The 25,541-nt window shown below is 59.7% G+C and carries 19 protein-coding genes and 2 tRNA genes; 12 read left to right on the forward strand and 9 right to left on the reverse strand.

Features of this window, described 5'->3' with window-relative positions:
• The 4 genes from K5K95_RS11515 to K5K95_RS11530 form a co-directional block, all read right to left on the reverse strand.
• Entirely contained in the window at positions 1–1,566 is a 1,566-nt protein-coding gene (locus K5K95_RS11515; protein ID WP_222589539.1) for an ABC transporter permease, read from the reverse strand.
• Positions 1,566–2,576, reverse strand: coding sequence for an extracellular solute-binding protein (locus K5K95_RS11520; protein ID WP_222589540.1), 1,011 nt, complete (start codon positions 2,574–2,576; stop codon positions 1,566–1,568). The genes K5K95_RS11515 and K5K95_RS11520 overlap by 1 nt, the downstream gene beginning before the upstream one ends.
• A gap of 259 nt (positions 2,577–2,835) precedes the next feature.
• Positions 2,836–2,922, reverse strand: a tRNA-Leu gene (locus tag K5K95_RS11525).
• Between the two features lie 165 nt (positions 2,923–3,087).
• Positions 3,088–3,174: transfer RNA gene (locus K5K95_RS11530), tRNA-Leu, on the reverse strand.
• Positions 3,175–3,400: 226 nt separating this feature from the next.
• Here K5K95_RS11530 and rnr point away from each other — a divergent pair.
• The 11 genes from rnr to K5K95_RS11585 all read left to right on the forward strand — a co-directional run bounded on the left by rnr (position 3,401) and on the right by K5K95_RS11585 (position 20,240).
• Positions 3,401–6,031: a ribonuclease R gene (rnr, locus tag K5K95_RS11535; RefSeq protein WP_222589541.1), complete on the forward strand. Its 2,631-nt coding sequence runs from the start codon at positions 3,401–3,403 to the stop codon at positions 6,029–6,031.
• The gene (gene rlmB, locus K5K95_RS11540) at positions 6,028–6,795 is read left to right on the forward strand and encodes a 23S rRNA (guanosine(2251)-2'-O)-methyltransferase RlmB (protein ID WP_027921975.1); all 768 of its coding nucleotides are present in this window, start codon (positions 6,028–6,030) and stop codon (positions 6,793–6,795) included. Before rnr ends, rlmB begins: the two co-directional genes overlap by 4 nt.
• 316 nt (positions 6,796–7,111) lie before the next feature.
• Positions 7,112–7,534 (forward strand): 30S ribosomal protein S6, encoded by a 423-nt coding sequence (gene rpsF, locus K5K95_RS11545; RefSeq protein WP_003217491.1) that lies wholly within the window; start codon positions 7,112–7,114, stop codon positions 7,532–7,534.
• Positions 7,535–7,562: 28 nt separating this feature from the next.
• Complete coding sequence (rpsR, locus tag K5K95_RS11550; protein ID WP_002551829.1) at positions 7,563–7,793, forward strand: 30S ribosomal protein S18; 231 nt, start codon at positions 7,563–7,565, stop codon at positions 7,791–7,793.
• Between the two features lie 36 nt (positions 7,794–7,829).
• A complete protein-coding gene (locus tag K5K95_RS11555; RefSeq protein ID WP_090176231.1) occupies positions 7,830–8,723 on the forward strand; it encodes a hypothetical protein in 894 nt (297 codons plus the stop codon).
• A gap of 19 nt (positions 8,724–8,742) precedes the next feature.
• Positions 8,743–9,189 (forward strand): 50S ribosomal protein L9, encoded by a 447-nt coding sequence (rplI, locus tag K5K95_RS11560; RefSeq protein ID WP_033055552.1) that lies wholly within the window; start codon positions 8,743–8,745, stop codon positions 9,187–9,189.
• Between the two features lie 119 nt (positions 9,190–9,308).
• Entirely contained in the window at positions 9,309–10,703 is a 1,395-nt protein-coding gene (dnaB, locus tag K5K95_RS11565) for a replicative DNA helicase (protein ID WP_007902695.1), read from the forward strand.
• 184 nt (positions 10,704–10,887) lie between these two features.
• Complete coding sequence (locus K5K95_RS11570; protein WP_222589542.1) at positions 10,888–13,191, forward strand: YgiQ family radical SAM protein; 2,304 nt, start codon at positions 10,888–10,890, stop codon at positions 13,189–13,191.
• Positions 13,192–13,499: 308 nt separating this feature from the next.
• Positions 13,500–16,775 carry a DUF2126 domain-containing protein gene (locus K5K95_RS11575; RefSeq protein WP_222589543.1) on the forward strand — a complete coding sequence of 1,092 codons (3,276 nt, stop codon included), beginning with the start codon at positions 13,500–13,502 and terminating at the stop codon, positions 16,773–16,775.
• An 88-nt stretch (positions 16,776–16,863) separates the two neighbouring features.
• Positions 16,864–19,350, forward strand: coding sequence for a circularly permuted type 2 ATP-grasp protein (locus K5K95_RS11580; RefSeq protein ID WP_222589544.1), 2,487 nt, complete (start codon positions 16,864–16,866; stop codon positions 19,348–19,350).
• Positions 19,350–20,240, forward strand: a complete 891-nt coding sequence (locus K5K95_RS11585; protein WP_222589545.1) for a transglutaminase N-terminal domain-containing protein — start codon at positions 19,350–19,352, stop codon at positions 20,238–20,240. Before K5K95_RS11580 ends, K5K95_RS11585 begins: the two co-directional genes overlap by 1 nt.
• Positions 20,241–20,460: 220 nt before the next feature.
• On the opposite strand, the gene K5K95_RS11590 is transcribed toward K5K95_RS11585, so the two are convergent.
• Together K5K95_RS11590 and K5K95_RS11595 are read right to left on the reverse strand one after the other, a co-directional pair.
• Positions 20,461–20,649 (reverse strand): hypothetical protein, encoded by a 189-nt coding sequence (locus K5K95_RS11590; RefSeq protein WP_007947526.1) that lies wholly within the window; start codon positions 20,647–20,649, stop codon positions 20,461–20,463.
• A 68-nt stretch (positions 20,650–20,717) separates the two neighbouring features.
• Positions 20,718–21,305: a TIGR00730 family Rossman fold protein gene (locus K5K95_RS11595; protein WP_222589546.1), complete on the reverse strand. Its 588-nt coding sequence runs from the start codon at positions 21,303–21,305 to the stop codon at positions 20,718–20,720.
• A 343-nt stretch (positions 21,306–21,648) separates the two neighbouring features.
• Between K5K95_RS11595 and azu the strand changes: the two genes are divergently transcribed.
• A complete protein-coding gene (gene azu, locus K5K95_RS11600; protein WP_222589547.1) occupies positions 21,649–22,095 on the forward strand; it encodes an azurin in 447 nt (148 codons plus the stop codon).
• A 78-nt stretch (positions 22,096–22,173) separates the two neighbouring features.
• Here the strand turns inward: azu and nadE are convergent, their stop codons facing one another.
• The 3 genes from nadE to K5K95_RS11615 form a co-directional block, all read right to left on the reverse strand.
• Positions 22,174–23,001, reverse strand: coding sequence for an ammonia-dependent NAD(+) synthetase (nadE, locus tag K5K95_RS11605; protein WP_222589548.1), 828 nt, complete (start codon positions 22,999–23,001; stop codon positions 22,174–22,176).
• Between the two features lie 4 nt (positions 23,002–23,005).
• On the reverse strand, positions 23,006–24,241 hold the full coding sequence (gene pncB / locus K5K95_RS11610; protein ID WP_222589549.1) for a nicotinate phosphoribosyltransferase: 1,236 nt from the start codon (positions 24,239–24,241) through the stop codon (positions 23,006–23,008).
• A gap of 230 nt (positions 24,242–24,471) precedes the next feature.
• Positions 24,472–25,383: a LysR family transcriptional regulator gene (locus K5K95_RS11615; RefSeq protein WP_222589550.1), complete on the reverse strand. Its 912-nt coding sequence runs from the start codon at positions 25,381–25,383 to the stop codon at positions 24,472–24,474.
• Positions 25,384–25,541 lie beyond the last annotated feature (158 nt).

Genomic DNA, 25,541 nt, shown 5'->3' on the forward strand with positions numbered 1-25,541 from the left:
TCAGCGGCTCAGATACATCCGGGTCGTAAGCAAATAGACCGGTAATCCCGACACCAAAATCAACAACGCCGCATAAGGCGCCGCCGCCGCAAATTCCACGTTTGCGGTATGCGCCCACACTTCGGTAGCCAGCGTATTTAGCCCGGTCGGACTCAACAGCAGCGTCGCCGTGAGCTCCTTCATCGCATCTAGAAACACCAGCGCAAACGCCGCGCCCAATGCTGGAAAAATGATCGGCAGCGTCACTCGGCAAAACGCGCTGAATGACGACGCCCCCAGCGTGCGGGCCGCTTCTTCCAATTGTGGTGCGGCTTTATTCAGTGCCGTACGAATCGGTGCCTGGGCCAGCGGCAGGAACAGCAGCGCATACGCAATCAGCAGCAACGCCGAGGTCTGGTACAGCGCAGGCACATAATGCAGGGCGAAGTACACCAGCGTCAGTGCGATCACCAGCCCTGGCAGTGCATGCAGCAGATACGGCAAGCGTTCGGCCCAGATTGCCAGTTGCCCTTTATGGCGCACCACCAGCAGGCCGACCGGCACCGCCAGCACCAGGCACACTGCTGCGCCACCGAGGGACAGTGCCAGCGACGACAACAGCGCTTCGCTGATCGCGGCCACGGGGAATGCGGCTGAGGAACCCACTGCCAGCCAGTACGCCAACATGCCCAGCGGAATGCCGCTGCCGATGACCGCCAGCGCCAGGCAATAAACCTGGCCAAGCGCCGACCAAGGCCCCAGCCGAACCTGCTCCGCGCGCCGGGCTGCGCCCTGGCCGGTGCGGACATGTCGGCCCTTGCCGCGAACCCGTAATTCGAGCCACAACAGCATCAGGCACAGCGCCAGCAACACCGCAGACAGCATCGCTGCATTGGCGTTACTGAACTCCAGTTCGAACTGTTGATAGATCGCTGTCGTGAAGGTTTGCAGGCCGATGATGGAAAGCGCGCCGAACTCCACCAGCATGTGCAAGGCAATCAGCAGCGAGCCGGCCAGCAAAGACGGCCACAGTAGCGGCAAGGTGATTTTGAAAAACACGCCCCAGCGATTCTGTCCAAGGGTCCGGGCCGATTCCTCAAGCGAGGGATCGAGATTGCGCAGTGTCGCCGCGACCGGCAGAAAGATCAGTGGGTACTTGGACAGGGTCATCACCAGGATCGCCCCGCCCAAGCCTTCGAAGTGAGCGCTGAGCGAGACCCAGGTAAAACTGCTGACAAACGCCGGCACCGCGAATGGCAAGCACAGGATCACGCCCCACAGTCGCCGCCACGGCAGATTGCTGCGTTCCAGCAACCAGGCCAGCGACAAGCCGATCACGCCGCAGGCCAGTGTTACACCGACCATCAGGGCCAGCGTATTGCGCAGCAGCCCAAACACATACGGCCGCCAAAGCAGGTGCAGCGCCTCGGCCCAGCCGGCTTGCCAGGTCTTGAGCCCGACATAAGCCAGCGGCAACAGACTGAGTACGACCAACAGCAAAACCGGTAGCAGCAGCCAGATCGATGGCCGCTTGCGCCGTGGCACGTAAACCCCGCGCTCGGCGGCGGCGGATAACGATGCGCTCATCAGTTCAAGCCAACGTCACGTTCCAGGTCCAGGGCTTCTTCGGCGTTGCCGAGGTCGGCTGGCGTGACTTTCGGCGCTTGCAGCTCGCTGAACGGCTTGAGGCCGCGATCCGAGGCCATGCCTTTGTGCAGCGGGTATTCGGCAGTGGTCTGGGTGATCACGCGCTGACCTTCTTCGCTGGCCATGTAGGCAAGGAGTTGCTGGGCTTCTTTTGGATGTTTAGTCGATTTCAGCACGGCAGCGCTGGAAACGGTGATCAGCCCACCGACGTCGCCGCCGGTGAAGTAATGCAGTTTCGAATCGAGCTGGCCTTTTTCGCGTTGCAGGGCGAACCAGTAGTAGTTGTTCACCAGTACGGTGGCGATTTCGCCGTTTTCCACGGCCTTCAGGGCGACCATGTTGTTGCTGTAGGTCTTGCCGAACGCGCGCAGGCCGGTCAGCCATTCTTCGGCGGCATCCATGCCGTGCACTTTGATGATTGCCACGGCCTGTTCCTGGAACGCGCCACTGCTCGGCACGAAGCCGACCTTGCCTTGCCATTTCGGATCGGAGAACTCCATCACCGACTTGGGCAGGTCTTTTTCGTCGATCAGTTTCGGGTTGAAAGCCACCACGCGGACCCGGGCGGTGATGCCGATCCAGGTGCCGTTGCCGGCGACGTAGTCTTTGGGCAGGACGGCAAGGGTGGCGGCATCGGTTTGCGCCAGCAGGCCTTGTTCGCCGAGCTTGTTCAGCGGAGGCGACTCTTCGGTGTAGATCACGTCGGCGGGGGAGCGATCGCCTTCTTCGACGACCTGGCTGGCCAGCTGGTTGCTGCTGCCTTTGCGCACGTTGACGTGAATGCCTGTCTTGGCTTCGAAGGCTTTGGCGACGGCATCGCCGACTTCTTTGTGTTGACCGTTATAGAGTGTCAGGGAAACTGGATCAGCAGCCTGGGTGAGGGGAGTGGCGAGGGCCAGGCTGAGCAGGGTGAAGGTCAGGCCGCGGCGCAGGGTATTTCGAAACATCATTCGCAGGGTTCCTCACTGTCGCATTGCAAAAACTTGCAACAATGATAAACGATATTGTTTCTCAAGTGCGCCTTGCGGCGGCTGAGAGGGGAGGGGGCTGCGGAAGGCTGCGATCTTTTGATCTTGAATGTTGGCGGAACTGAGCTTGCTGAAGATCAAAAGATCGCAGCCTTCGGCAGCTCCTACACAAAGCCCGGAAACGCAAAAACCCGCTTTCGCGGGTTTTTGTGCAATTCCAGATCGACTCTGAAATTTGAATTGGTGCCCAGAAGAAGACTCGAACTTCCACGACCTTGCGGTCACCAGCACCTGAAGCTGGCGTGTCTACCAATTTCACCATCTGGGCATATCTTCAGCGTTGCCGCTGTTGATGTGGCGCACTATACGGAGAGCGTTTTGATCTGTAAACCCCTGATTTAGATTTAATAAATCAGATGTTTAGAATGCAAAAAACCCGCTTTCGCGGGTTTTTGTGTGAGCCTTGAAATTGATCTAATCTCAAGCTCGAAATTGGTGCCCAGAAGAAGACTCGAACTTCCACGACCTTGCGGTCACCAGCACCTGAAGCTGGCGTGTCTACCAATTTCACCATCTGGGCAGTATCGGCAACGCTAGTGCGTCGTCGATGGCGCGCACTATACGGAGCGTCTTTTTAACTGTAAACCCCTGGAATTAAAAAAACCTGAAAAATGTTACCAGTGGCATTCAAATCATCATTGTGTTGTCGATAAAGTGCTTTAGATAGGCTGTCACAGCCTGAAATTTCCCGTTTCATTACGCCTATGCCAAACTAACCCGCATATAGACAAGGTGAAAACTCTCTAATGGCCGATTGGCAGACCCTCGATCCCGAGGCCGCTCGTGAAGCGGAAAAATATGACAACCCTATTCCTAGCCGCGAACTGATCCTTCAGCACCTTGCTGATCGGGGTTCGCCTGCTAACCGCGAGCAGCTGGTCGAAGAGTTTGGTCTGACCACAGAAGACCAGATCGAAGCCCTGCGTCGCCGCCTGCGCGCCATGGAGCGCGATGCTCAACTCATCTATACCCGTCGCGGCACGTATGCGCCGGTGGACAAGCTCGACCTGATCCTTGGCCGCATCAGCGGTCACCGTGACGGCTTCGGCTTCCTGGTCCCGGACGACGGCAGTGACGACTTGTTCATGAGCCCGGCGCAAATGCGTCTGGTGTTCGACGGCGACCGTGCCCTGGCCCGCGTCTCCGGTCTCGACCGTCGCGGTCGCCGTGAAGGCATGATCGTCGAAGTGGTGTCCCGTGCCCACGAGACCATCGTCGGTCGCTACTTCGAAGAGGGCGGTATCGGTTTTGTTGTGGCGGATAACCCGAAGATCCAGCAAGAAGTGCTGGTCACTCCGGGCCGTAACGCCAATGCGCAGATCGGTCAGTTCGTCGAAGTGAAGATCACTCACTGGCCGACGCCACGCTTCCAGCCGCAAGGCGACGTGGTTGAAGTCGTGGGCAACTACATGGCGCCAGGCATGGAAATCGACATCGCCCTGCGCACTTACGATATTCCTCACGTCTGGCCTGAAGCGGTGCTCAAAGAAGCCGCCAAGCTCAAGCCGGAAGTCGAAGAGAAAGACAAAGAGAAGCGCATCGACCTGCGTCATCTGCCGTTCGTGACCATCGACGGTGAAGATGCTCGCGACTTCGATGACGCGGTGTACTGCGAAGCCAAGCCGGGCAAGCTGCGCCTGTTCTCCGGTGGCTGGAAGTTGTACGTGGCGATTGCCGACGTCTCCAGCTACGTGAAGATCGGTTCGGCCCTGGACGCCGAATCCCAGGTTCGCGGCAACTCGGTGTATTTCCCCGAGCGCGTGGTGCCGATGCTGCCTGAGCAGCTGTCCAACGGCCTGTGCTCGCTGAACCCGCACGTCGATCGCCTGGCCATGGTTTGCGAGATGACCATCTCCAAGTCCGGCGAGATGACCGACTACTGCTTCTACGAAGCGGTGATTCACTCCCATGCCCGCCTGACCTACAACAAAGTCAGCGCGATGCTGGAGACGCCGAAACTCACCGAGGCGCGTCAGCTTCGTGGCGAGTACAACGACGTCCTGCCGCATCTCAAGCAGCTTTACGCCCTGTACAAAGTGCTGTTGGCCGCGCGACACGTGCGTGGCGCGATCGATTTCGAAACCCAGGAAACCCGAATCATCTTCGGGACCGAGCGCAAGATTGCCGAAATCCGTCCGACCGTTCGCAACGATGCGCACAAGCTGATTGAGGAATGCATGCTGGCGGCCAACGTGGCCACCGCTGAATTCCTGAAAAAACACGAAATCCCTGCGCTGTATCGCGTCCACGACGGTCCGCCACCGGAGCGTCTGGAAAAACTGCGCGCCTTCCTCGGTGAGCTCGGCCTGTCCCTGCACAAAGGCAAGGACGGCCCGTCGCCGAAGGATTACCAGGCGTTGCTGGCGAGCATCAAGGATCGTCCGGATTTCCATCTGATCCAGACCGTCATGCTGCGTTCGTTGAGCCAGGCGGTGTACAGCGCCGATAACCAGGGCCACTTCGGCCTGAATTACGAAGCCTATACCCACTTCACCTCGCCGATCCGTCGCTACCCGGATTTGCTCACGCACCGGGCGATTCGCAGCGTTATCCATTCGAAGCAGGACACGCCGCACGTTCGCCGTGCCGGCGCGATGACGATTCCGAAAGCGCGCATTTATCCGTATGACGAAGCGGCGCTGGAGCAGCTCGGCGAGCAATGCTCGATGAGCGAGCGGCGTGCCGACGAAGCGACCCGCGACGTTGTGAACTGGCTCAAGTGCGAGTTCATGAAAGATCGTGTTGGCGAATCGTTCCCGGGTGTGATCACCGCCGTGACCGGTTTTGGCCTGTTCGTCGAGCTGACCGACATCTACGTCGAAGGCCTGGTGCATGTCACCGCGCTGCCGGGCGATTACTACCACTTCGACCCTGTGCATCACCGCCTGGCCGGTGAGCGTACGGGTCGCAGCTTCCGCCTGGGCGACACCGTTGAAGTGCGCGTCATGCGAGTTGACCTCGACGAGCGCAAGATCGACTTCGAGATGGCTGAAAAAACCATCAGTGCGCCGATCGGTCGCAAGAAGCGCGGGAATGAAAAGGCTGAGCCAGTCGCCAAGGCAGCCGCTAAAACCGCTGCAGAGCCGGCCCCGGCGAAAACCGGTCGCCGTCCTGCGAAGGAAAAGGCTGTAGAGGCTTATCGCCCGAGCGATGCCGCGGCCAAAAATGCCGAACTGCGTAAAAGCCGTGAATTGAAACAGGCGTTGCTGTCTGAAGCGAAAAGCGGCGGTAAAGCGGCGTCTGGGGGAAAGACCGGACGGTCGGCGCCTGACAAGGCTTCCGGCAGCAAACCGAGCAAACACCGTAAAGGCCCGCCGAAAGCGGGTTCAGCCCCAGCCAAAAGCGGCGGGGCGCGTAAACCTAAGGCCAAGTCATGAGTCAGTTGGAAAAAATCTACGGCGTGCATGCGGTAGAAGCATTGCTGCGTCACCACCCGAAACGCGTCAAGCAGATCTGGCTGGCTGAAGGCCGCAGTGATCCGCGTGTGCAGACGCTGATTCAACTGGCGGCGGAAAATCGCGTAGCGGTCGGCAACGCCGAGCGCCGTGAACTGGATGCATGGGTCGAAGGCGTTCACCAAGGCGTGGTGGCGGACGTGAGCCCGAGCCAGGTCTGGGGCGAAGCGATGCTCGACGAACTGCTCGATCGCACCGAAGGCGCACCGCTGCTGTTGGTGCTCGACGGCGTGACCGATCCGCACAACCTCGGCGCTTGCCTGCGTTCTGCCGATGCGGCCGGCGCACTGGCGGTGATTGTTCCGAAAGACAAGTCGGCCACGCTGACCCCGACGGTGCGAAAAGTCGCCTGTGGCGCGGCGGAAGTGATTCCGCTGGTTGCCGTGACCAACCTGGCGCGCACCCTGGAAAAGCTCAAGCAGCGCGGCCTGTGGGTTGTCGGTACGGCGGGCGAGGCTGAGCAGAGTCTGTATCAGCAGGACATGACCGGCCCGACCATCCTGATCATGGGTGCCGAAGGCAGCGGCATGCGGCGCCTGACGCGCGATCTTTGCGACTACCTGGTGCACTTGCCGATGACTGGCAGCGTCAGCAGTCTCAACGTTTCCGTGGCGACCGGCGTCTGTCTGTTCGAAGCGCAACGCCAGCGTAGCGTCAAAGCCGCTGGAACCGCCAAAAAGTCTTAAGCCATACGCAATCCAAATGTGGGAGCGGGCTTGCTCGCGAAAGCGGAGTGTCATTCAGCAAATATGTTGAATGTGATACTGCTTTCGCGAGCAAGCCCGCTCCCACAGTGGTTTGTGGTGAAGCAAAAATGGGTGGTTGAACGAACTGTTCAAATAATCACCAATTGCCTTGCACCTCTTCGGTCCCTTCTCTACAATTGCGCCCCTTGCTGTGACGGCAGGCACGCATGTGTCTATCGCAAGCAAGTCCATTAGTGTCATTCACTCCTTGTCTGACCGCTTTTGAGCGGCAGGCTACAACCCGTAAGGAGCATTCATGCGTCATTACGAAATCATCTTTTTGGTCCACCCGGATCAAAGCGAGCAAGTCGGCGGCATGGTTGAGCGTTACACCAAGCTGATCGAAGAAGACGGCGGCAAAATCCACCGTCTGGAAGATTGGGGTCGTCGTCAATTGGCCTACGCAATCAACAATGTTCACAAGGCTCACTACGTGATGCTGAACGTTGAATGCACTGGCAAGGCCCTGGCCGAGCTGGAAGACAACTTCCGCTACAACGATGCAGTGATCCGTAACCTGGTCATCCGTCGCGAAGAAGCCGTTACCGGCCAATCCGAGATGCTCAAGGCTGAAGAAAACCGCAGTGAGCGCCGTGAGCGTCGCGACCGTCCTGAGCACGAAGGCGCTGAAAGCGCTGATAGTGATGACAGCGACAACAGCGATAACGCTGACGAGTAATCCACGGACCTTTTAAGGAGCCTATCAAATGGCACGTTTCTTCCGTCGTCGTAAATTCTGCCGCTTCACCGCTGAAGACGTGAAAGAGATCGATTACAAAGATCTCAACACTCTGAAAGCTTATGTATCCGAGACCGGCAAAATCGTTCCAAGCCGCATCACCGGTACCAAAGCACGTTATCAGCGTCAGCTGGCCACCGCTATCAAGCGCGCCCGCTTCCTGGCCCTGCTGGCCTACACCGACAGCCACGGCCGCTGAGACCGGGCAGTCGACACGTAGCAAAGGATTGAAAGCATGCGTGCCTTAGCTGAGTTCATCATGCGCGGCCGTATGCAGGCCACTCTCGTAGTGGCCGGATGCGCAACATTGCCGTTGTTGTATTGGTTGGGTGCTGCCGCTGGATGCCTTGTGCTCTTGCGGCGCGGATTGAAGGACGCCATTGGCGTACTTGCTCTGGGATTGCTGCCGGCATTGGTCTGGTGGCTTTACTCCGACGACCCACGGGCACTTCTGGTGCTGCTGGGGTCTTCGAGCCTTGCGTTGGTTTTGCGCGCAAGCGAGTCCTGGGTCCGCGTGCTGCTGGTCAGCGTAGCAGTGGGAACGGTGTTTTCGGTGGTGCTGGGGGCGGCTTTTGCGCCCCAGATCGAGATGCTGGCGCAGGCCTTGATAAAGGTCATGCCGTCGCTACTCGGTGATGTCTACCAGAAGTTGTCGGTAGACGAGCAAGCGCATTTTGCGTCCCTGATTGCACCGGTCCTGACCGGCCTGATTGCGGCCTTGTTGCAAATCGTCAGTGTGCTGAGCCTGATTGTCGGGCGCTACTGGCAGGCGTTGTTGTACAACCCGGGTGGTTTTGGTCGCGAGTTTCGCGCCATCCGATTCCCGCTGGGACCGGCGATTGCAATGCTGGTGTTGATGCTTCTGGGGCCGAACATCGGTCCACAGATGGCGATGTTGACACCGTTGTGCAGTGTTCCGCTGGTGTTCGCCGGGCTGGCCCTGATTCACGGGCTGGTGGCGAAGAAGCGACTGGCCAGGTTCTGGCTGGTGGGGTTGTACGTCACGCTGTTGCTGTTCATGCAGCTGATCTATCCGTTGCTGGTGGTCTTGGCCATCGTCGACAGCCTGATTGATTTTCGCGGTCGTTCGGCGCCGAAAGACGCCGATAGCGCGAACGGTGAAGGTTAAAAGTTAAGAGGATTTTCACATGCAACTGATCCTTCTGGAAAAAGTCACCAACCTGGGCAACCTGGGTGACAAAGTAAACGTCAAGGCTGGTTACGGTCGTAACTACCTGCTGCCTTACGGCAAAGCTACCGCTGCGACCGCTGCCAACCTGGCTGCGTTCGAAGAGCGTCGCGCTGAGCTGGAAAAAGCCGCAGCAGACCGTAAGATTTCGGCTGAAAGCCGTGCCGCCCAACTGGCTGAGCTGGAAGTGACTATCACTGCCACCGCTGGCGACGAAGGCAAGCTGTTCGGTTCGATCGGTACTCACGACATCGCTGATGCACTGACCGCCTCTGGCGTTGAAGTTGCAAAAAGCGAAGTTCGTCTGCCGAACGGCACTATCCGTAACGTAGGTGAATTCGACGTGGCCGTGCACCTGCACGCCGAAGTTGAAGCCACCGTACGCGTTGTCGTGGTAGCAGCTTAAGCAGCACTTGTCGGCTGGCACCCTCGGGTGCTTGCCGGTAACATCGGGCACGATCCTGTTTACAGGTCGTGCCCTTTGTCTTTCTGCAGTTCCTGATTTACACAACTATTCAAGTGGCCATGAACGATATCTCCGCACCCGAGCAATACGATCTGCAAACCGCTGCCCTGAAGGTGCCGCCGCATTCCATCGAGGCCGAACAGGCCGTGCTCGGTGGTCTGATGCTGGACAACAACGCCTGGGAACGCGTGCTGGATCAGGTTTCGGATGGCGATTTCTATCGACATGACCACCGTTTGATCTTCCGTGCGATCGCCAAACTGGCCGACCAGAACTCACCAATCGACGTGGTGACCCTGGCCGAGCAATTGGACAAGGAAGGCCAGACCTCGCAAGTCGGTGGTCTCGGTTACCTGGGTGAGCTGGCGAAAAACACGCCGTCTGTCGCCAACATCAAGGCCTATGCACAGATCGTTCGTGCGCGAGCGACCTTGCGGCAATTGATCGGTATCGCCACCGAAATCGCCGACAGTGCCTTCAACCCTGAAGGCCGCACGGCTGAAGAAATTCTCGATGAAGCTGAACGGCAGATCTTCCAGATCGCCGAGGCCCGGCCAAAAACCGGCGGCCCGGTGAGTGTGAATGACCTGCTGACCAAGGCCATCGACCGCATCGACACCCTGTTCAACACCGACAACGCCATCACTGGCCTGTCCACCGGTTACACCGACCTCGACGAGAAGACCAGCGGCCTACAGCCGTCCGACCTGATCATCGTCGCCGGCCGTCCGTCCATGGGTAAAACCACCTTTGCGATGAACCTGGTGGAAAACGCCGTGTTGCGCAGCGACAAGTGCGTCCTGGTTTACTCGCTGGAGATGCCAGGCGAATCGCTGATCATGCGTATGTTGTCGTCGCTTGGCCGTATCGACCAGACCAAGGTCCGGGCCGGTCGCCTGGACGATGACGATTGGCCGCGCCTGACTTCGGCAGTCAATCTGCTCAATGATCGCAAACTGTTCATCGACGATACGGCGGGTATCAGCCCCTCTGAGATGCGCGCGCGGACCCGGCGTCTGGTGCGTGAGCACGGCGACATCGCCCTGATCATGATCGACTACCTGCAGTTGATGCAGATTCCAGGTTCCGGTGGCGATAACCGGACCAACGAGATTTCCGAGATTTCCCGGTCCTTGAAAGCCCTGGCCAAGGAATTCAACTGCCCGGTGGTGGCGCTGTCCCAGCTCAACCGCTCCCTGGAGCAACGACCGAACAAACGCCCGATCAACTCCGACCTCCGGGAATCCGGAGCGATCGAGCAGGATGCTGACGTGATCATGTTCGTTTACCGGGATGAGGTGTACCACCCGGAAACCGAGCACAAGGGCATTGCTGAAATCATCATCGGTAAGCAGCGGAACGGTCCCATCGGTACGTCACGACTGGCGTTCATCGGCAAGTACACCCGTTTCGAAAACCTGGCGCCGGGCAGCTATAACTTCGACGACGAATAACCTTGTGGGAGCGGGCTTGCTCGCGAATGCGGTAGTGCATTCAACCTGATTGCTGAATGACACACCTCTTTCGCGAGCAAGCCCGCTCCCACATGGGTTATTTCCGACCATAGCCGTCGGAATTGGTTATTTTTTGTGCTATATTCCGCGCCCGCGATTTTTCATCTCAACACCGGTCATCGTCATGCAAACAGCCAAGCCGTTATTTGACTATCCCAAGTACTGGGCCGAATGTTTCGGTCCCGCGCCATTCCTGCCGATGAGCAGGGAGGAGATGGATCAGCTTGGCTGGGATTCATGCGACATCATCATCGTCACCGGTGATGCATACGTTGACCATCCGTCGTTCGGCATGGCGATCATCGGCCGGCTGCTGGAGTCGCAAGGCTTTCGCGTCGGGATCATTGCCCAGCCAAACTGGCAGTCCAAAGACGACTTCATGAAGCTCGGCGAGCCGAACCTGTTCTTCGGCGTCGCGGCCGGCAACATGGACTCGATGATCAACCGCTACACCGCCGACAAGAAAATCCGTTCCGACGACGCCTACACCCCCGGTGGCCTGGCGGGCAAACGTCCGGACCGCGCGAGCCTGGTTTACAGCCAGCGCTGCAAGGAAGCCTACAAGAACGTGCCGATCGTGCTCGGTGGCATCGAAGCCTCCCTGCGCCGCATCGCCCACTACGATTACTGGCAGGACCGGGTGCGCAACTCGATCCTGATCGACGCTTGCGCCGACATCCTGCTGTACGGCAACGCCGAACGTGCGATCGTCGAAGTTGCCCAGCGTCTGTCCTACGGTCACAAGATCGAAGACATCACCGACGTGCGCGGCACCGCGTTCATTCGTCGTGATACGCCGAAGGACTGGTACGAAGTCGATTCCACGCGTATCGACCGTCCGGGCAAGGTCGACAAGATCATCAACCCGTACGTCAACACCCAGGATACCCAGGCCTGCGCCATCGAGCAGGAAAAGGGTCCGGTTGAAGACCCGAGCGAAGCCAAGGTCGTGCAGATCCTGGCCAGCCCGAAGATGACTCGCGACAAGACCGTGATCCGTTTGCCATCCGTTGAAAAGGTCCGTGGCGACGCGGTGCTTTATGCTCACGCCAACCGCGTGCTTCACCTGGAAACCAACCCGGGCAACGCTCGCGCGCTGGTGCAAAAGCACGGCGACGTCGACGTCTGGTTCAACCCGCCGCCGATTCCGATGACCACCGAGGAAATGGACTACGTGTTCGGCATGCCTTATGCCCGCGTTCCACACCCGGCGTACGGCAAGGAAAAAATTCCGGCCTACGACATGATCCGCTTCTCGGTGAACATCATGCGTGGCTGCTTCGGTGGCTGCACCTTCTGCTCGATCACCGAGCACGAAGGCCGGATCATCCAGAACCGCTCCGAAGAGTCGATCATTCGCGAAATCGAAGAGATCCGCGACAAGGTCCCGGGCTTTACCGGCGTCATTTCCGACCTCGGCGGCCCGACCGCGAACATGTACCGCATCGCCTGCAAGAGCCCGGAAATCGAATCCGCGTGCCGCAAGCCATCGTGCGTGTTCCCGGGTATCTGCCCGAACCTGAACACCGATCACTCGTCGCTGATCCAGCTGTATCGCAGCGCCCGTGCCTTGCCGGGTGTGAAAAAGATCCTGATCGCTTCCGGCTTGCGCTACGACCTCGCGGTCGAGTCGCCGGAATACGTCAAGGAGCTGGTGACCCACCACGTCGGTGGTTACCTGAAGATCGCCCCGGAACACACCGAGGAAGGTCCGCTCAACCAGATGATGAAACCGGGCATCGGCAGCTATGACAAGTTCAAGCGCATGTTCGAGAAGTACTCCAAGGAAGCCGGCAAAGAGCAGTACCTGATTCCGTACTTCATCGCCGCTCACCCGGGCACCACTGACGAAGACATGATGAACCTGGCCCTGTGGCTCAAGGGCAACGGCTTCCGTGCCGACCAGGTGCAGGCGTTCTACCCGTCGCCGATGGCCACCGCCACCGCGATGTACCACTCGGGCAAGAACCCGCTGCGCAAGGTGACGTACAAGAGCGACGCGGTGACCATCGTCAAGAGCGAAGAGCAGCGTCGTCTGCACAAGGCGTTCTTGCGCTATCACGATCCGAAAGGCTGGCCGATGCTGCGTGAAGCGTTGACCCGCATGGGCCGCGCCGACCTGATCGGGCCGGGCAAGAATCAGTTGATTCCGTTGCATCAGCCAGCGACCGACAGCTACCAGAGCGCCCGTCGCAAGAACTCAACGCCGGCTGGCAGCCACAAAGTGGCCGGGGAAAAGACCACCAAGATTCTGACCCAGCACACCGGCCTGCCACCGCGCGCCAGCGATGGCGGTAATCCGTGGGACAAGCGTGAACAGGCCAAGGCTGCGGCGTTCGCCCGCAACCAGCAGGCGGCCAAGGAACGCAAGGACGCGGCCAAAGGCAAAGGGCCCAAGCCCGCACGTAAGCCGGTCGTACCGCGCTAAGCCTCGCTTGAGCTGAACAAAACGCCAACCTGATCGTTCCCACGCTCCGCGTGGGAATGCCTCAAGGGACGCTCCGCGTCCAGTGACGCGGAGCGTCACGGGCTGCATTCCCACGCGGGAGCGTGGGAACGATCAAGCCCTCAACCCTCCCTTCGCAACATTTTCGTGCAACTGCCCCCAACCAATTTCCCGCATCGCCCGATTTTGGTGCTGTACTGCCTCAAGCAAAGGAAGAAAGCGCCAGCGCCACGGGATGGCATAAGTCTTGCGCGCTTTCCAATACGCTTAAGGCTCGCAGGAGGCACGCCGTGTCGATTCATGTCGCATTGCACCACGTCACGCATTACCGCTACGACCGCGCCGTCGAGCTCGGTCCGCAGATCGTTCGCCTGCGCCCGGCCGCCCACAGTCGCACGCGGATTCTCTCCTATGCGCTGAAAGTTTCGCCCGAGCAGCACTTCATCAACTGGCAGCAGGACCCCCAGGGCAATTACCTGGCGCGATTGGTGTTCCCGGAAAAAACCTCCGAGCTGCGGATCGAAGTCGATCTGCTGGCGGAGATGGCGGTGTTCAACCCCTTCGACTTCTTCCTCGAGCCCTACGCGGAAAAGATCCCTTTCGCTTACGCCGCGGATGAGCGCAAGGAACTGGCGCCCTATCTGGAAACCTTGCCCCTGACGCCGAAGTTCAAGGCCTATCTGGACGGCATCGACCGCACGCCGCTGCCCAGCGTGGATTTCCTCGTGGCGCTCAACCAGCGTTTGAGCGAAGACATCGGCTACCTGATCCGCATGGAACCGGGCGTGCAGACGCCGGAACACACCCTCGAACACGCCTCTGGCTCGTGCCGCGACTCGGCGTGGTTGCTGGTGCAACTGCTGCGAAATCTCGGCCTGGCGGCTCGATTCGTTTCCGGTTACCTGATCCAGCTGACCGCCGACGTCAAAAGCCTCGACGGCCCCTCTGGCACCGAAGTGGATTTCACTGACCTGCACGCCTGGTGCGAGGTGTATTTGCCCGGTGCTGGCTGGATCGGCCTGGACGCGACCTCAGGGCTGTTTGCCGGGGAAGGACACATTCCGTTGGCGTGCAGTCCCGATCCGGGCTCTGCGGCACCGATCAGTGGCTTGGTGGAGCCGTGCGAATGTGAGTTCACCCACGAAATGTCCGTGGAGCGGATCTGGGAAGCGCCGCGGGTCACAAAGCCCTACACCGAAGAGCAGTGGCTGGCGATCCAGGCCCTGGGCCGGCAGATTGATGCCGACCTGCTCGAAGGCGATGTGCGCCTGACCATGGGCGGCGAGCCGACTTTCGTGTCCATCGATGACCCGGACGGTGCCGAATGGAACACCGCCGCGCTAGGGCCGGACAAGCGACGCCTGTCCGCCGAGCTGTTCCAGCGCATGCGCAAGCATTACGCGCCCCAAGGCCTGGTGCATTTCGGTCAGGGCAAGTGGTACCCCGGCGAACAATTGCCGCGCTGGTCACTGAATTGCTACTGGCGCCGCGATGGCGTGCCGATCTGGCACAACAGCGCCTTGATCGCCGATGAGCAGGAAGACTATGGCGCCGATGGCGAACTGGCCGGGCGTTTTCTGGCGAGTGTCGCCGAACGCCTGAAAATTCCGACACGCTTTGTGTTTCCGGCCTACGAAGACAATTTCTATTACTTGTGGCGCGAAGGCACTTTGCCGCTGAACGTCAGCGCCGAAGACTCACGTCTGGAAGAACCGTTGGAGCGTGCGCGCCTGCGCAAAGTGTTCGGCCAGGGCCTGGATAAAGTCATTGGGCAGGTCTTGCCGCTGGCACGGACCGCCAAAGGTGATCAGTGGCAAAGCGGTCGCTGGTATCTGCGCGACGAACATTGCCGGCTGGTGCCGGGGGACTCGCCGCTGGGCTACCGCTTGCCGCTGGGCTCGCAGCCTTGGGTGAAGGCGGCGGAGTATCCGTTCATCCATCCTGCCGATCCGAACCAGGAATTTTCGGCACTGCCAGACACGATGCAGCTGAACAGCCCGGGCGTGCCGGCCGACGCGGTTGAGCGGACGCCGAAGGTCGATGAGTCCGCTGATTGGCTCACCCGCACCGCGTTCTGCGCCGAGGCCCGGGAAGGGCGGTTGTACTTGTTCATGCCGCCTCTGGAACGGGTCGAAGACTATCTGGAACTGGTCACAGCCATCGAGGCCACGGCTCAAGAACTGCATTGCCCGGTATTGCTGGAAGGCTATGAACCGCCGAGCGATCCGCGCCTGAGCAACTTCCGCATTACCCCCGATCCGGGCGTGATCGAGGTCAACGTGCAGCCGTCCGCCACGTGGGACGAGTTGGTCGAGCGCACCGAATTTCTGTACGAAGAGGCGCGCCAGACCCGATTGACCACCGAGAAATTCATGATCGACGGGCGACACACCGGCACCGGCGGCGGTAACCATTTCGTGCTGGGTGGCGCAACGCCGGCGGACTCACCGTTTCTGCGCCGTCCGGATCTGCTGCGCAGCCTCATCAGCTATTGGCATAACCATCCGTCGCTGTCTTACCTGTTTTCCGGATTGTTCATCGGCCCGACGTCCCAGGCGCCGCGTGTCGATGAAGCGCGCAACGATGCGTTGTACGAGTTGGAAATCGCCTTCGCCCAGATGCCCGAACCGGGCGAGGCGTGTGCGCCGTGGCTGGTCGACCGGTTGTTGCGCAACTTGCTGATCGACGTGACCGGCAATACGCACCGCGCCGAGTTCTGCATCGACAAACTCTATTCGCCGGATGGCGCGACGGGGCGGCTTGGATTGCTTGAATTGCGAGCATTTGAAATGCCGCCGCATGCGCGCATGAGTCTGGCTCAGCAGTTATTGCTGCGGGCGCTGGTCGCGCGGTTCTGGCGTGAGCCTTATGCGCCGCCGAAGCTGGCGCGCTGGGGCACCGAGCTGCATGACCGGTTCCTGTTGCCACACTTTATCGAGCAGGACTTCGCTGATGTGATCGTTGATCTCAATGCCGCCGGTTATCCGGTGCGGGCGGAATGGTTTGCGGCGCATCTGGAGTTTCGCTTTCCCAAGGTCGGCGATTACGCGGTCAGTGGCATCGAGCTTGAAGTGCGCCAGGCGCTGGAGCCTTGGCATGTGCTGGGCGAGGAGGGCGCGGTCGGCGGCACGGTGCGCTACGTCGATTCGTCGCTGGAACGCTTGCAGGTCAAGCTCACAGGTCTCGCGCCGCAGCGTTACATGCTGACCTGCAATGGCGTCCCGGTGCCCTTGCAGCCTACCGGGCGGGTTGGCGAATTTGTTGCCGGCGTGCGTTTCCGCGCGTGGCAACCGGCCAACTGCCTGCAACCCACCATCCCGGTTCACGCACCGTTGGTGTTCGACCTGCTCGACACCTGGATGCAACGTTCGCTGGGTGGCTGCCAGTACCACGTCGCCCATCCAGGCGGACGCAACTACGACAGCCTGCCGGTGAACGCCAATGAGGCCGAAAGCCGGCGGATGGCGCGGTTTTTCCGTATCGGGCACACGCCTGGGAAACTGCCTGTACCGATCCTGGAAATAAACGACGAGTTGCCTATGACGCTCGATTTACGACGTTTCTAAACCGTACGCGACGCCCGGATCTTTCGTCTATCCGGGTGTCATGAGCCTGCGTTAGTCTGACCGTTCTTTGCTGTCTGCCGAGCTTTCCATGCCTGACCTGCTTGACCGCTACCCGCTGACGGCGGGCACTTATCACGAACTGCTCGACGACAGCGGTGGCGTACGCCCGCACTGGCGTCGTCTGTTCGACCAATTGCAACGCAGCACGCCAATGCAATTGGTGCAGCGTCAGGCGCTGTTGACCCGGCAGATCCAGGAAAACGGCGTGACCTACAACGTCTACGCCGACCCCAAGGGCGCTGACCGCCCGTGGGAACTTGACCTGCTGCCGCATGTGATTGCCGCTGATGAATGGGCACGGTTATCGGCCGGGATCGCCCAGCGTGCACGTTTGCTCAATGCTGTGCTGGCGGACCTCTATGGGCCGCAACGGCTGATCGCCGAAGGTCTGCTGCCGGCGGAACTGGTCTTCGGCCACAACAACTTCCTCTGGCCTTGCCAGGGCATTGCGCCGCCCGACGGGACCTTTCTGCATCTGTACGCCGTGGATCTGGCGCGCACGCCTGATGGCCGCTGGTGGGTCACGGCAGATCGCACTCAAGCGCCATCCGGTGCCGGTTATGCGTTGGAAAACCGCACCATCGTGTCCCGGGCGTTTCCCGAGTTGTATCGCGATTTGAAGGTGCAGCATCTGGCCGGGTTCTTCCGCACGCTTCAGGAAACCCTTGCCCGCCAGGCGCCAAGTGATGATGAGGCGCCGCTGATTGTGCTGCTGACGCCGGGGCGGTTCAACGAAAGCTATTTCGAACATCTCTATTTGGCGCGTCAGCTCGGTTATCCGCTGGTTGAGGGTGGCGACCTCACGGTGCGCGATGCCACGGTCTACCTGAAAACCCTCAGTGGCTTGCGTCGCGTCCACGCGATCATGCGTCGCCTTGACGATGATTTTTGCGATCCGCTGGAGCTGCGCACCGACTCGGCGCTTGGCGTGCCGGGTCTGCTTGAAGCGGTGCGACAGGGGCGCGTGCTGGTGGCCAATGCCCTCGGCAGCGGCGTGCTGGAATCGCCGGGATTGCTGGGCTTTTTGCCGCGGATCAATCAGTTCCTGTTCGGCGAAGAGCTGATCCTGCCGTCCATCGCGACGTGGTGGTGTGGTGAAGCGCCAGTGCTGGCTCAGGCCTTGGAAAAACTGCCCGAGTTGCTGATCAAACCGGCCTTTCCGTCGCAAAGCTTTGCTCCGGTATTTGGCCGGGATTTGAGTGAAAAACAGCGCGAGGCGTTGGCAGAGCGCATGCAGGCGCGGCCTTATGCCTATGTCGCGCAAGAATTGGCGCAATTGTCTCAGGCGCCTATCTGGCAGGCCGAGGATGGTCAGCTGCAACCACGTGCCATCGGCATGCGCATGTATGCGGTGGCCAGCCGCGACGGCTACCGGGTATTGCCGGGTGGTTTGACTCGGGTTGCTGCAGAGGCAGACGCCGAAGTGGTGTCGATGCAACGCGGTGGCGCAAGCAAGGACACGTGGGTGCTGGGGGATCGTCCGCCGAGCGGCGAACAATGGAAAACCCAGCGCACGATCGGCGTGCATGATCTGGTGCGGCGTGATCCCTATCTGCCGTCGCGGGTGGTGGAAAACCTGTTCTGGTTTGGCCGCTATTGCGAGCGTTGTGATGACAGCGCCCGACTGCTGCGGATCATGCTTGCACGCTATGTCGATGGAGACGACCCGCAGGCGCTGGAAGCGGCAGTCGATCTCGGCGAGCGCCTGAACCTGTTGCCGGACGAAGGCACATTGCCCGAGCGGTTATTGGCCGCGTTGCTCGGCGACGACTGGCCGTTCAGCCTGCGTTCCAACTTGCAGCGCTTGCAATGGGCGGCATCCCAGGTGCGGGGCAAGCTCTCGCGGGAAAACTGGCAGGCATTGGTGGAGTTGCAGCGTGAGGCCGTGGAGCTGGAAACCGAGGAGCCGGATTTCGGCGAGTTGCTGGATTTCCTCAACCGCCTGGTGATGTCTCTCGCGGCATTGTCCGGTTTCGCCCTGGATGACATGACGCGAGACGAAGGCTGGCGCTTTTTGATGATCGGCCGGCGGATCGAGCGACTGCAGTTTCTCAGTGGCAGCCTGGCGGCGTTTCTGCGCGGAGCCGGCGCGTTTGATCAGGCCGGTCTGGAATGGCTGCTGGAGCTGGGCAACAGCAGCATCACTTACCGCTCGCGGTACCTGGCCGTGGCCCAGTTGATTCCGGTGCTCGACCTGTTGCTGCTCGATGAGCAAAACCCGCACGCGGTGCTGTTCCAGTTGAAACTGGTGACCCGCACGCTCAAGCGTTTGAACGATGACTTTGGCGTGCCGCGCGAAGCCGGGCTGCCGCAAATGGTCGAACGGTTGGCGCAGTTCGACTTGGGCTGCCTGGAGAACTCGTTGTTCGGCGAAGCCAGCGTTCGCGCCGCCATCGAGGGGCTGGCCGATTTGCTGCAACAGATCGCCGATGCCAGCGGGCAGGTGTCGGATCGCCTGGCGTTGCGCCATTTCGCCCACGTCGATGATGTCAGCCAGCGCACGGTGTCCGTCTGATGAGCGCCCATTACCAGATTTTCCACGACACCCATTATCACTACGACAGCCCGGTATCCCTGGCGCAGCAACTCGCGCACCTGTGGCCGCGCGCCTGTGCCTGGCAACGCTGTACCGAGCGGCAGCTGCAGATCAGCCCCGACCCGACCTCGCGCCGCGATGAGCTGGATGTGTTCGGCAATCCGCTGACCCGGTTGGCATTCGAGAGGCCGCACGATGAATTGCTGGTCAACGCGAGTCTCACGGTCGAGATATTGGCCCGGCCGACGCTGGATTTCAATCAATCCCCGGCATGGGAAGAAACCCGCAACGCATTGAGCTATAGCAGCCAGCCACTTTCGCCTGAGTTGCTGGAAGCGTGCCGTTTCCGGTTCGAGTCGCCCTACGTGCATTTGAAAAGCAACTTTGTCGAATTCTCGGAAAGTTGCTTCCCGGTGGGTCAGCCCTTGTTGTTGGGCGTCCAGGCATTGATGGAAAAAATCTTCAGCGAATTCACCTTCGACGCCGAAGCCACTCAAGTGGCGACACCGCTGGTGGAAGTGCTGGAGCGTCGGCGCGGGGTTTGCCAGGACTTCGCTCACCTGATGCTCGCGTGTGTGCGCTCCCGTGGGTTGGCGGCGCGTTACATCAGCGGTTACCTGCTGACCCAGCCACCGCCGGGCCAGCCGCGACTGATCGGCGCTGACGCGTCGCATGCCTGGGTTTCGGTGTTTTGTCCGGTGCTGGGCTGGGTGGATTTCGATCCGACCAACAACGTGCAGCCGGCACTGGAACACATCACCCTGGCCTGGGGGCGGGATTTTTCCGATGTTTCGCCACTGCGTGGGGTGATTCTGGGTGGCGGGAATCATGACCCGGAAGTGCGCGTCACCGTGATGCCACTGGAGTAACAGAAATCAAATGTGGGAGCGGGCTTGCTCGCGAAAGCGATCACACAGTCACATAGATGTCGGATGTGCCGCCGCTTTCGCGAGCAAGCCCGCTCCCACAAGGGAATGTGCAATTCTTGAGAAGGGGTATTTCAGAGGGGACTGTGAGGGTCAGCAAAGTGACTGCTGACCCTGGACACAGATCCGGTGGGCCTGATCAGATCATCGGGCCCTGAGGGTCTCAGGCGTCGGGCGCCTGATCTTTCGGTGCTTCAGTTTCGTCTGTAGCCACTTCGCCTTCTGCATCCGGGTTCAGTGCTGCTGCTTCTTCTTCAGCTGTAGCTTTCTTGCGCTGAAGCTTTTCCTCTTTCTTCTGCTCCTTGGCCAAGTCTCTCTGACGTTTGGCGAAGGAATAATTAGGTTTAGCCATGGGCGATCCTCTGGGGTCGAAGGTGAGGTTGAGCGGCGCATATTCTGCCCTGTATCGGCACCGAGCCGTTAGCTGGGTTTTTGCTCGGCCCATTTTGGCGGTACCGAGGGTTGCCAGGCATCCAGTGCGTCGAGCAGGGTTTGCGGCGATTCGCTCACTTGCAGCATGTCACGGTGTGGTTCGCGAACGAAGCCTTCACCGACGATATGATCAAGAAAACCCGTCAATTTGCTGTAGAAACCGTTCACTTCCAGCAGGCCGAGCGGTTTGCCGTGGTAACCGAGTTGGCCCCAGGTCCAGACTTCGAACAGTTCTTCCAGGGTGCCGAGGCCGCCGGGCAGCGCGATAAACGCGTCACTGAGCTCGGCCATCCGCGCCTTGCGTGCATGCATGCCGTCGACCACTTCAAGACGGGTCAGGCCGCTGTGGCCGATTTCCTTGTCCTTGAGACTTTGCGGAATGATGCCGATGACTTCACCGCCGGCTGCCAGCGCAGCATCGGCGACGATCCCCATCAGCCCGACGGCGCCGCCGCCATAGACCAGGGTCAGCTTGCGCGCGGCCAATGCCTGCCCGAGGGCGACAGCCGCTTCACGATAAGCCGGGTGGGTGCCGGTGCTGGCACCGCAAAATACACAAACGGACGCTAAAGACATGCCTTACTCCATGGTCAGGATGGCCACAGAGTAATGGCAGGCAAGCGGCGATCCAAGGGCTAAACTTCGCGTTCAGGTGTTTCAAAGGTGCCGCTGGCGCCACAGGCGTAGGCGGCGAGCAAACTGCACAAAAAGCTGTTGATGGACATGACTGACGCTCCGGGTGAGAGATGACGACCTGATGATAGGGCCGACCTAGACGTCTGGCTGGTAGATTGTTTCGATAGGTGTCATAGCCCGAAAGTTGTATACAATTTTTGATTCAGGTCATAGGAACTTGCGAAGTTTTCAGGCAGTCTTCTGTCCATCAGCACTTCTGTTAACCCTGCCTTGGAGATTCACCATGTTTGCCAAACTTGTTGCGGTATCCCTGCTGACACTGGCCAGCAGTCAATTGATGGCTGCTGAATGCAAGGTCACTGTCGACTCGACTGATCAGATGTCCTATGACACCAAGGAGATCAGCATCGACAAGAGTTGCAAGACGTTCACCGTGGACCTGAAGCACTCGGGCAGCCTGCCGAAAAACGTCATGGGCCATAACTGGGTGCTGAGCAAAACAGCTGATATGCAACCGATTGCTACCGACGGCCTGTCCGCAGGTATCGACAAGAACTACTTGAAAGAAGGTGATGCGCGCATCATCGCTCACACCAAAGTCATTGGTGCCGGCGAGACGGATTCAGTGACCTTCGACGTATCGAAACTGGCTGCTGGCGAAACCTATGGTTTCTTCTGCTCGTTCCCAGGCCACATCTCGATGATGAAAGGCACTGTCACCCTGAAGTAATCGAATTGAGCGCATAAAAAAAGCGTCCGCTTGGGACGCTTTTTTTGTGCCTGGCTCATCCCTGTAGGAGCTTGGCGTTTAGGGTGCGAACGGCATCACTCGCTTGTGATGAGTCTTCTTGTACGTGTCGCAAATAATCTTGAACGCTTCCTCACGTACGGGCTGACCGTGCAGGAACGCATCGATCTCGGCATACGTCACGCCATGGGACGCTTCATCCGGTTTGCCTGGCGACAAGTCTTCAAGGTCGGCCGTCGGGACTTTTTCCACCAGCGACTCGGGGGCGCCGAATTGGCGGGCGATCGCACGGACCTGGTTTTTCACCAAGCCACTGAGTGGTGCGAGGTCGCAGGCACCGTCACCGAATTTGGTGAAGAACCCCATCACGGCTTCCGCCGCGTGGTCGGTACCAATGACCAGCCCGTGGGCCGCACCGGCGATGGTGTATTGAGCGACCATGCGCATCCGCGCCTTGGTGTTGCCGAGCACGAAGTCCACGGAGACGGCGTGTTTGCCTTCAAACGCCGCGACTTCATTGGCCAGGGATTTGACTGCCGGGCCAATGTTCACCGTGTGACGTTCGTCCGGGGCGATGAAGTCCACCGAAGCCTGAGCGTCGTGTTCATCGAACTGAGTCTCGTACGGCAAGCGTACGGCGATGAATTTGTAACTTTTATCACCGGTTGTCTCGCGTAATTCGCGCATGGCGCGCTGGGCCAGCAGGCCGGCGGTCAGCGAATCGACACCGCCGCTGATGCCCAGCACCAGCGTCTTGAGCCCGGAGTTGACCAGGCAATCCTGAATGAAACGAATGCGCCGGGCGATTTCCGCCTCGAGGGCGGCATGGTCGGCGAACGGTGGTTGAACCTTGAGCTGCTCAGCAATCTCACGCTGTACGGCTTGCATGAATTCACTCCTTGCTAGATAGACTGGATGCGCTGGAAAGGGCGGCAGGTACTTGGAAAACATGTCGCAAGTAGGCGACGAAATTCGGGTCTTTGCAGTGAGTCTTGCCCGGCTCATCGGAAATCTTGGCCACGGGCTGATCGTTGCAGGCGGCCATTTTAAGCACGATGCTCATCGGTTCAACACCCGGAATGTCACACGTCAGGTTAGTCCCGATACCAAAGCTGACATTGATCCGACCACGCAGCGCCCGAAATATTTCCAGCGACTTTTGCAGCGTCAGACTGTCGGAGAACGTCAGGGTCTTGCTCATCGGGTCGATGCCGAGCTTTTGATAGTGGGCGATCGCCTTTTCTGCCCAGATCACCGGATCCCCAGAGTCATGGCGCAGGCCGTCGAAGAGCTTGGCAAAGAACAGGTCGAAGTCGTTGAGGAAGGCATCCATGGTGATGCAGTCGGTCAGGGCGATCCCCAGCAGCCCCCGATACTCGCGCACCCAGCAATCGAGGGCGGCAATCTGGCTGTCGATCAGCCGTGGCCCGAGTTGCTGGTGCGCCATGATCCACTCGTGGGCCATCGTGCCCAGCGGCTTCATGTCCAGCTCTCGTGCCAGGTGCACGTTGCTGGTGCCGACGAAACGCCCGGGGAAATCGTGCTTGAGCACGTTCACCACTTCTTCCTGCACACGGAACGAAAAGCGTCGGCGTGTGCCGAAATCGGCGACCTGAAGTTCGGATAATTCGTCACTGCTGGCGTTGGCAGTCAGCCAGTCGAACTTGCGATAAAGCTGCTCGCGCACCTGTTCCATCGTCACTTGCGGGTAGCGATAGCGGTTGCGCACTTCGCTGACGATCGCCAGCAGCGGCACTTCGAACAGGATCACATGCAACCACGGCCCGCGTAGCCGGATGAACAGCTCGCCGTTTTCAATGCCGGTGTGGACGTAGCGCAGGTTGAAGCGAAATAGCCCGAGAAAGCGCAAAAAATCCGGTTTCATGAAGCTGATTCGCTCCATGAAGCTCAATTGATCGGGGCTCAGGCTCAAATCGGCCAGACGTTCAATCTGGAAGCGGATTTCGGCCAGGTAGGGACGCAAATCCTCACTGTTACGGCAACGGAACTCCCATTCGACGTCTACGTTCGGGTAGTTGTGCAGCACCGCCTGCATCATCGTCAGTTTGTAGAAGTCGGTGTCGAGCAGGTTCTGCACGATGCGATCGCCAAACACGCTCTCGCTCATAACGGGGGTTCTCCAGGCGGGCCGTGGCCCGTGGCCACGACGTTTCAGCTGCTTCAATGAATGGGGCTAGTGGCGCATATCGGCAGTGGTGATTGCCAGCGATTTTTTTGGCTATAGCAGATCCCTGTGGGAGCGGGCTTGCTCGCGAAGAGGGAGTTCCAGTCGACATCAACGTTGCCTGACACACCGCTTTCGCGAGCAAGCCCGCTCCCACAGGGGGTGAGGCGACGCTAAATCTGCGGGGTATCCGGGTTGTCAATCTGCTCCAGCATCCACTTCACAAAGTCCCGAACCTTGGGCACTTCCGCCGAATGCTCCGGATACGCCAGGTAATAGGCATCGGTGCTGGGCATTGCGTGCTGCCACGGTATGACCAGTTTGCCGTCGGCCAATTCCTCTTCCACCAGAAACCTCGGCAACAGCGCGACGCCGCAGCCGACTTGCGCGGCGCGGATGCACATGTAGAAGGTTTCGAAGCGCGGGCCGTGGTAGCTGTGTTCGGTGTGGTAGCCCTGACTGTCGAACCAGTCGTGCCAGGCCTGGGGCCGGGAGGCGTTTTGCAGCAGGACCAGGTCAGTGAGCTGCGTGGGATCGGTGAACGGCGTGTCCGGCATGCTGCCCGGTGCGCAAACCGGCACCAGCTCTTCGCCGAAGAGCTTCAGGCATTCGGTGCCGGGGCGTGAGCCCTGGCCGAAATAGAACGCCAGGTCGCTGCGACCTTGCAGCAAGTCGTCGGCTTCCTGTTCGCTGCACAGGTCCAGATGGATCGAAGGATGACGCAGGCGCCAGCCTTTCAAGCGCGGCACCAGCCAGCGCGCGCCGAAGGTCGGCGGCGTCGAGACCCGCAAGACTTCGGTTTCGCCGCCGTAGGAACGCAGGTAATGGGTCGACATCTCGACCTGGGTGAGGATTTTTCGCACTTCCACCAGGTACAAATCACCGGCGGGCGTCATTTGCAGGCGTCGACGGACCCGGCGGAAGAGCAGGTGTTGCAGCAGCTCTTCAAGTTGCGCCACCTGCTTGCTGACAGCGCTTTGGGTCAGGTTCAGCTCTTCGGCGGCCCGGGTGAAGCTCAAATGCCGGGTGACGGCCTCGAAACACTGGAGGGCAGTGATCGACGGCAGGTAGCGTTTATTCAGCATGGACGGTCCTTTTTCTTGTTTCTTTTACTACCAGCAATTCAAAGCATGAATAAACGGAATGATATCTCTCTTAAAGGTCGTTTGTTGGGTAACCTCGGGCGAGCTAAAACTACAGGTCTGATCAGTCGTGAAATTACGGCTGCACGTTTTCTGTTTTT

The organism is Pseudomonas sp. DR48, assembly GCF_019823085.1.
Lineage (GTDB): Bacteria > Pseudomonadota > Gammaproteobacteria > Pseudomonadales > Pseudomonadaceae > Aquipseudomonas.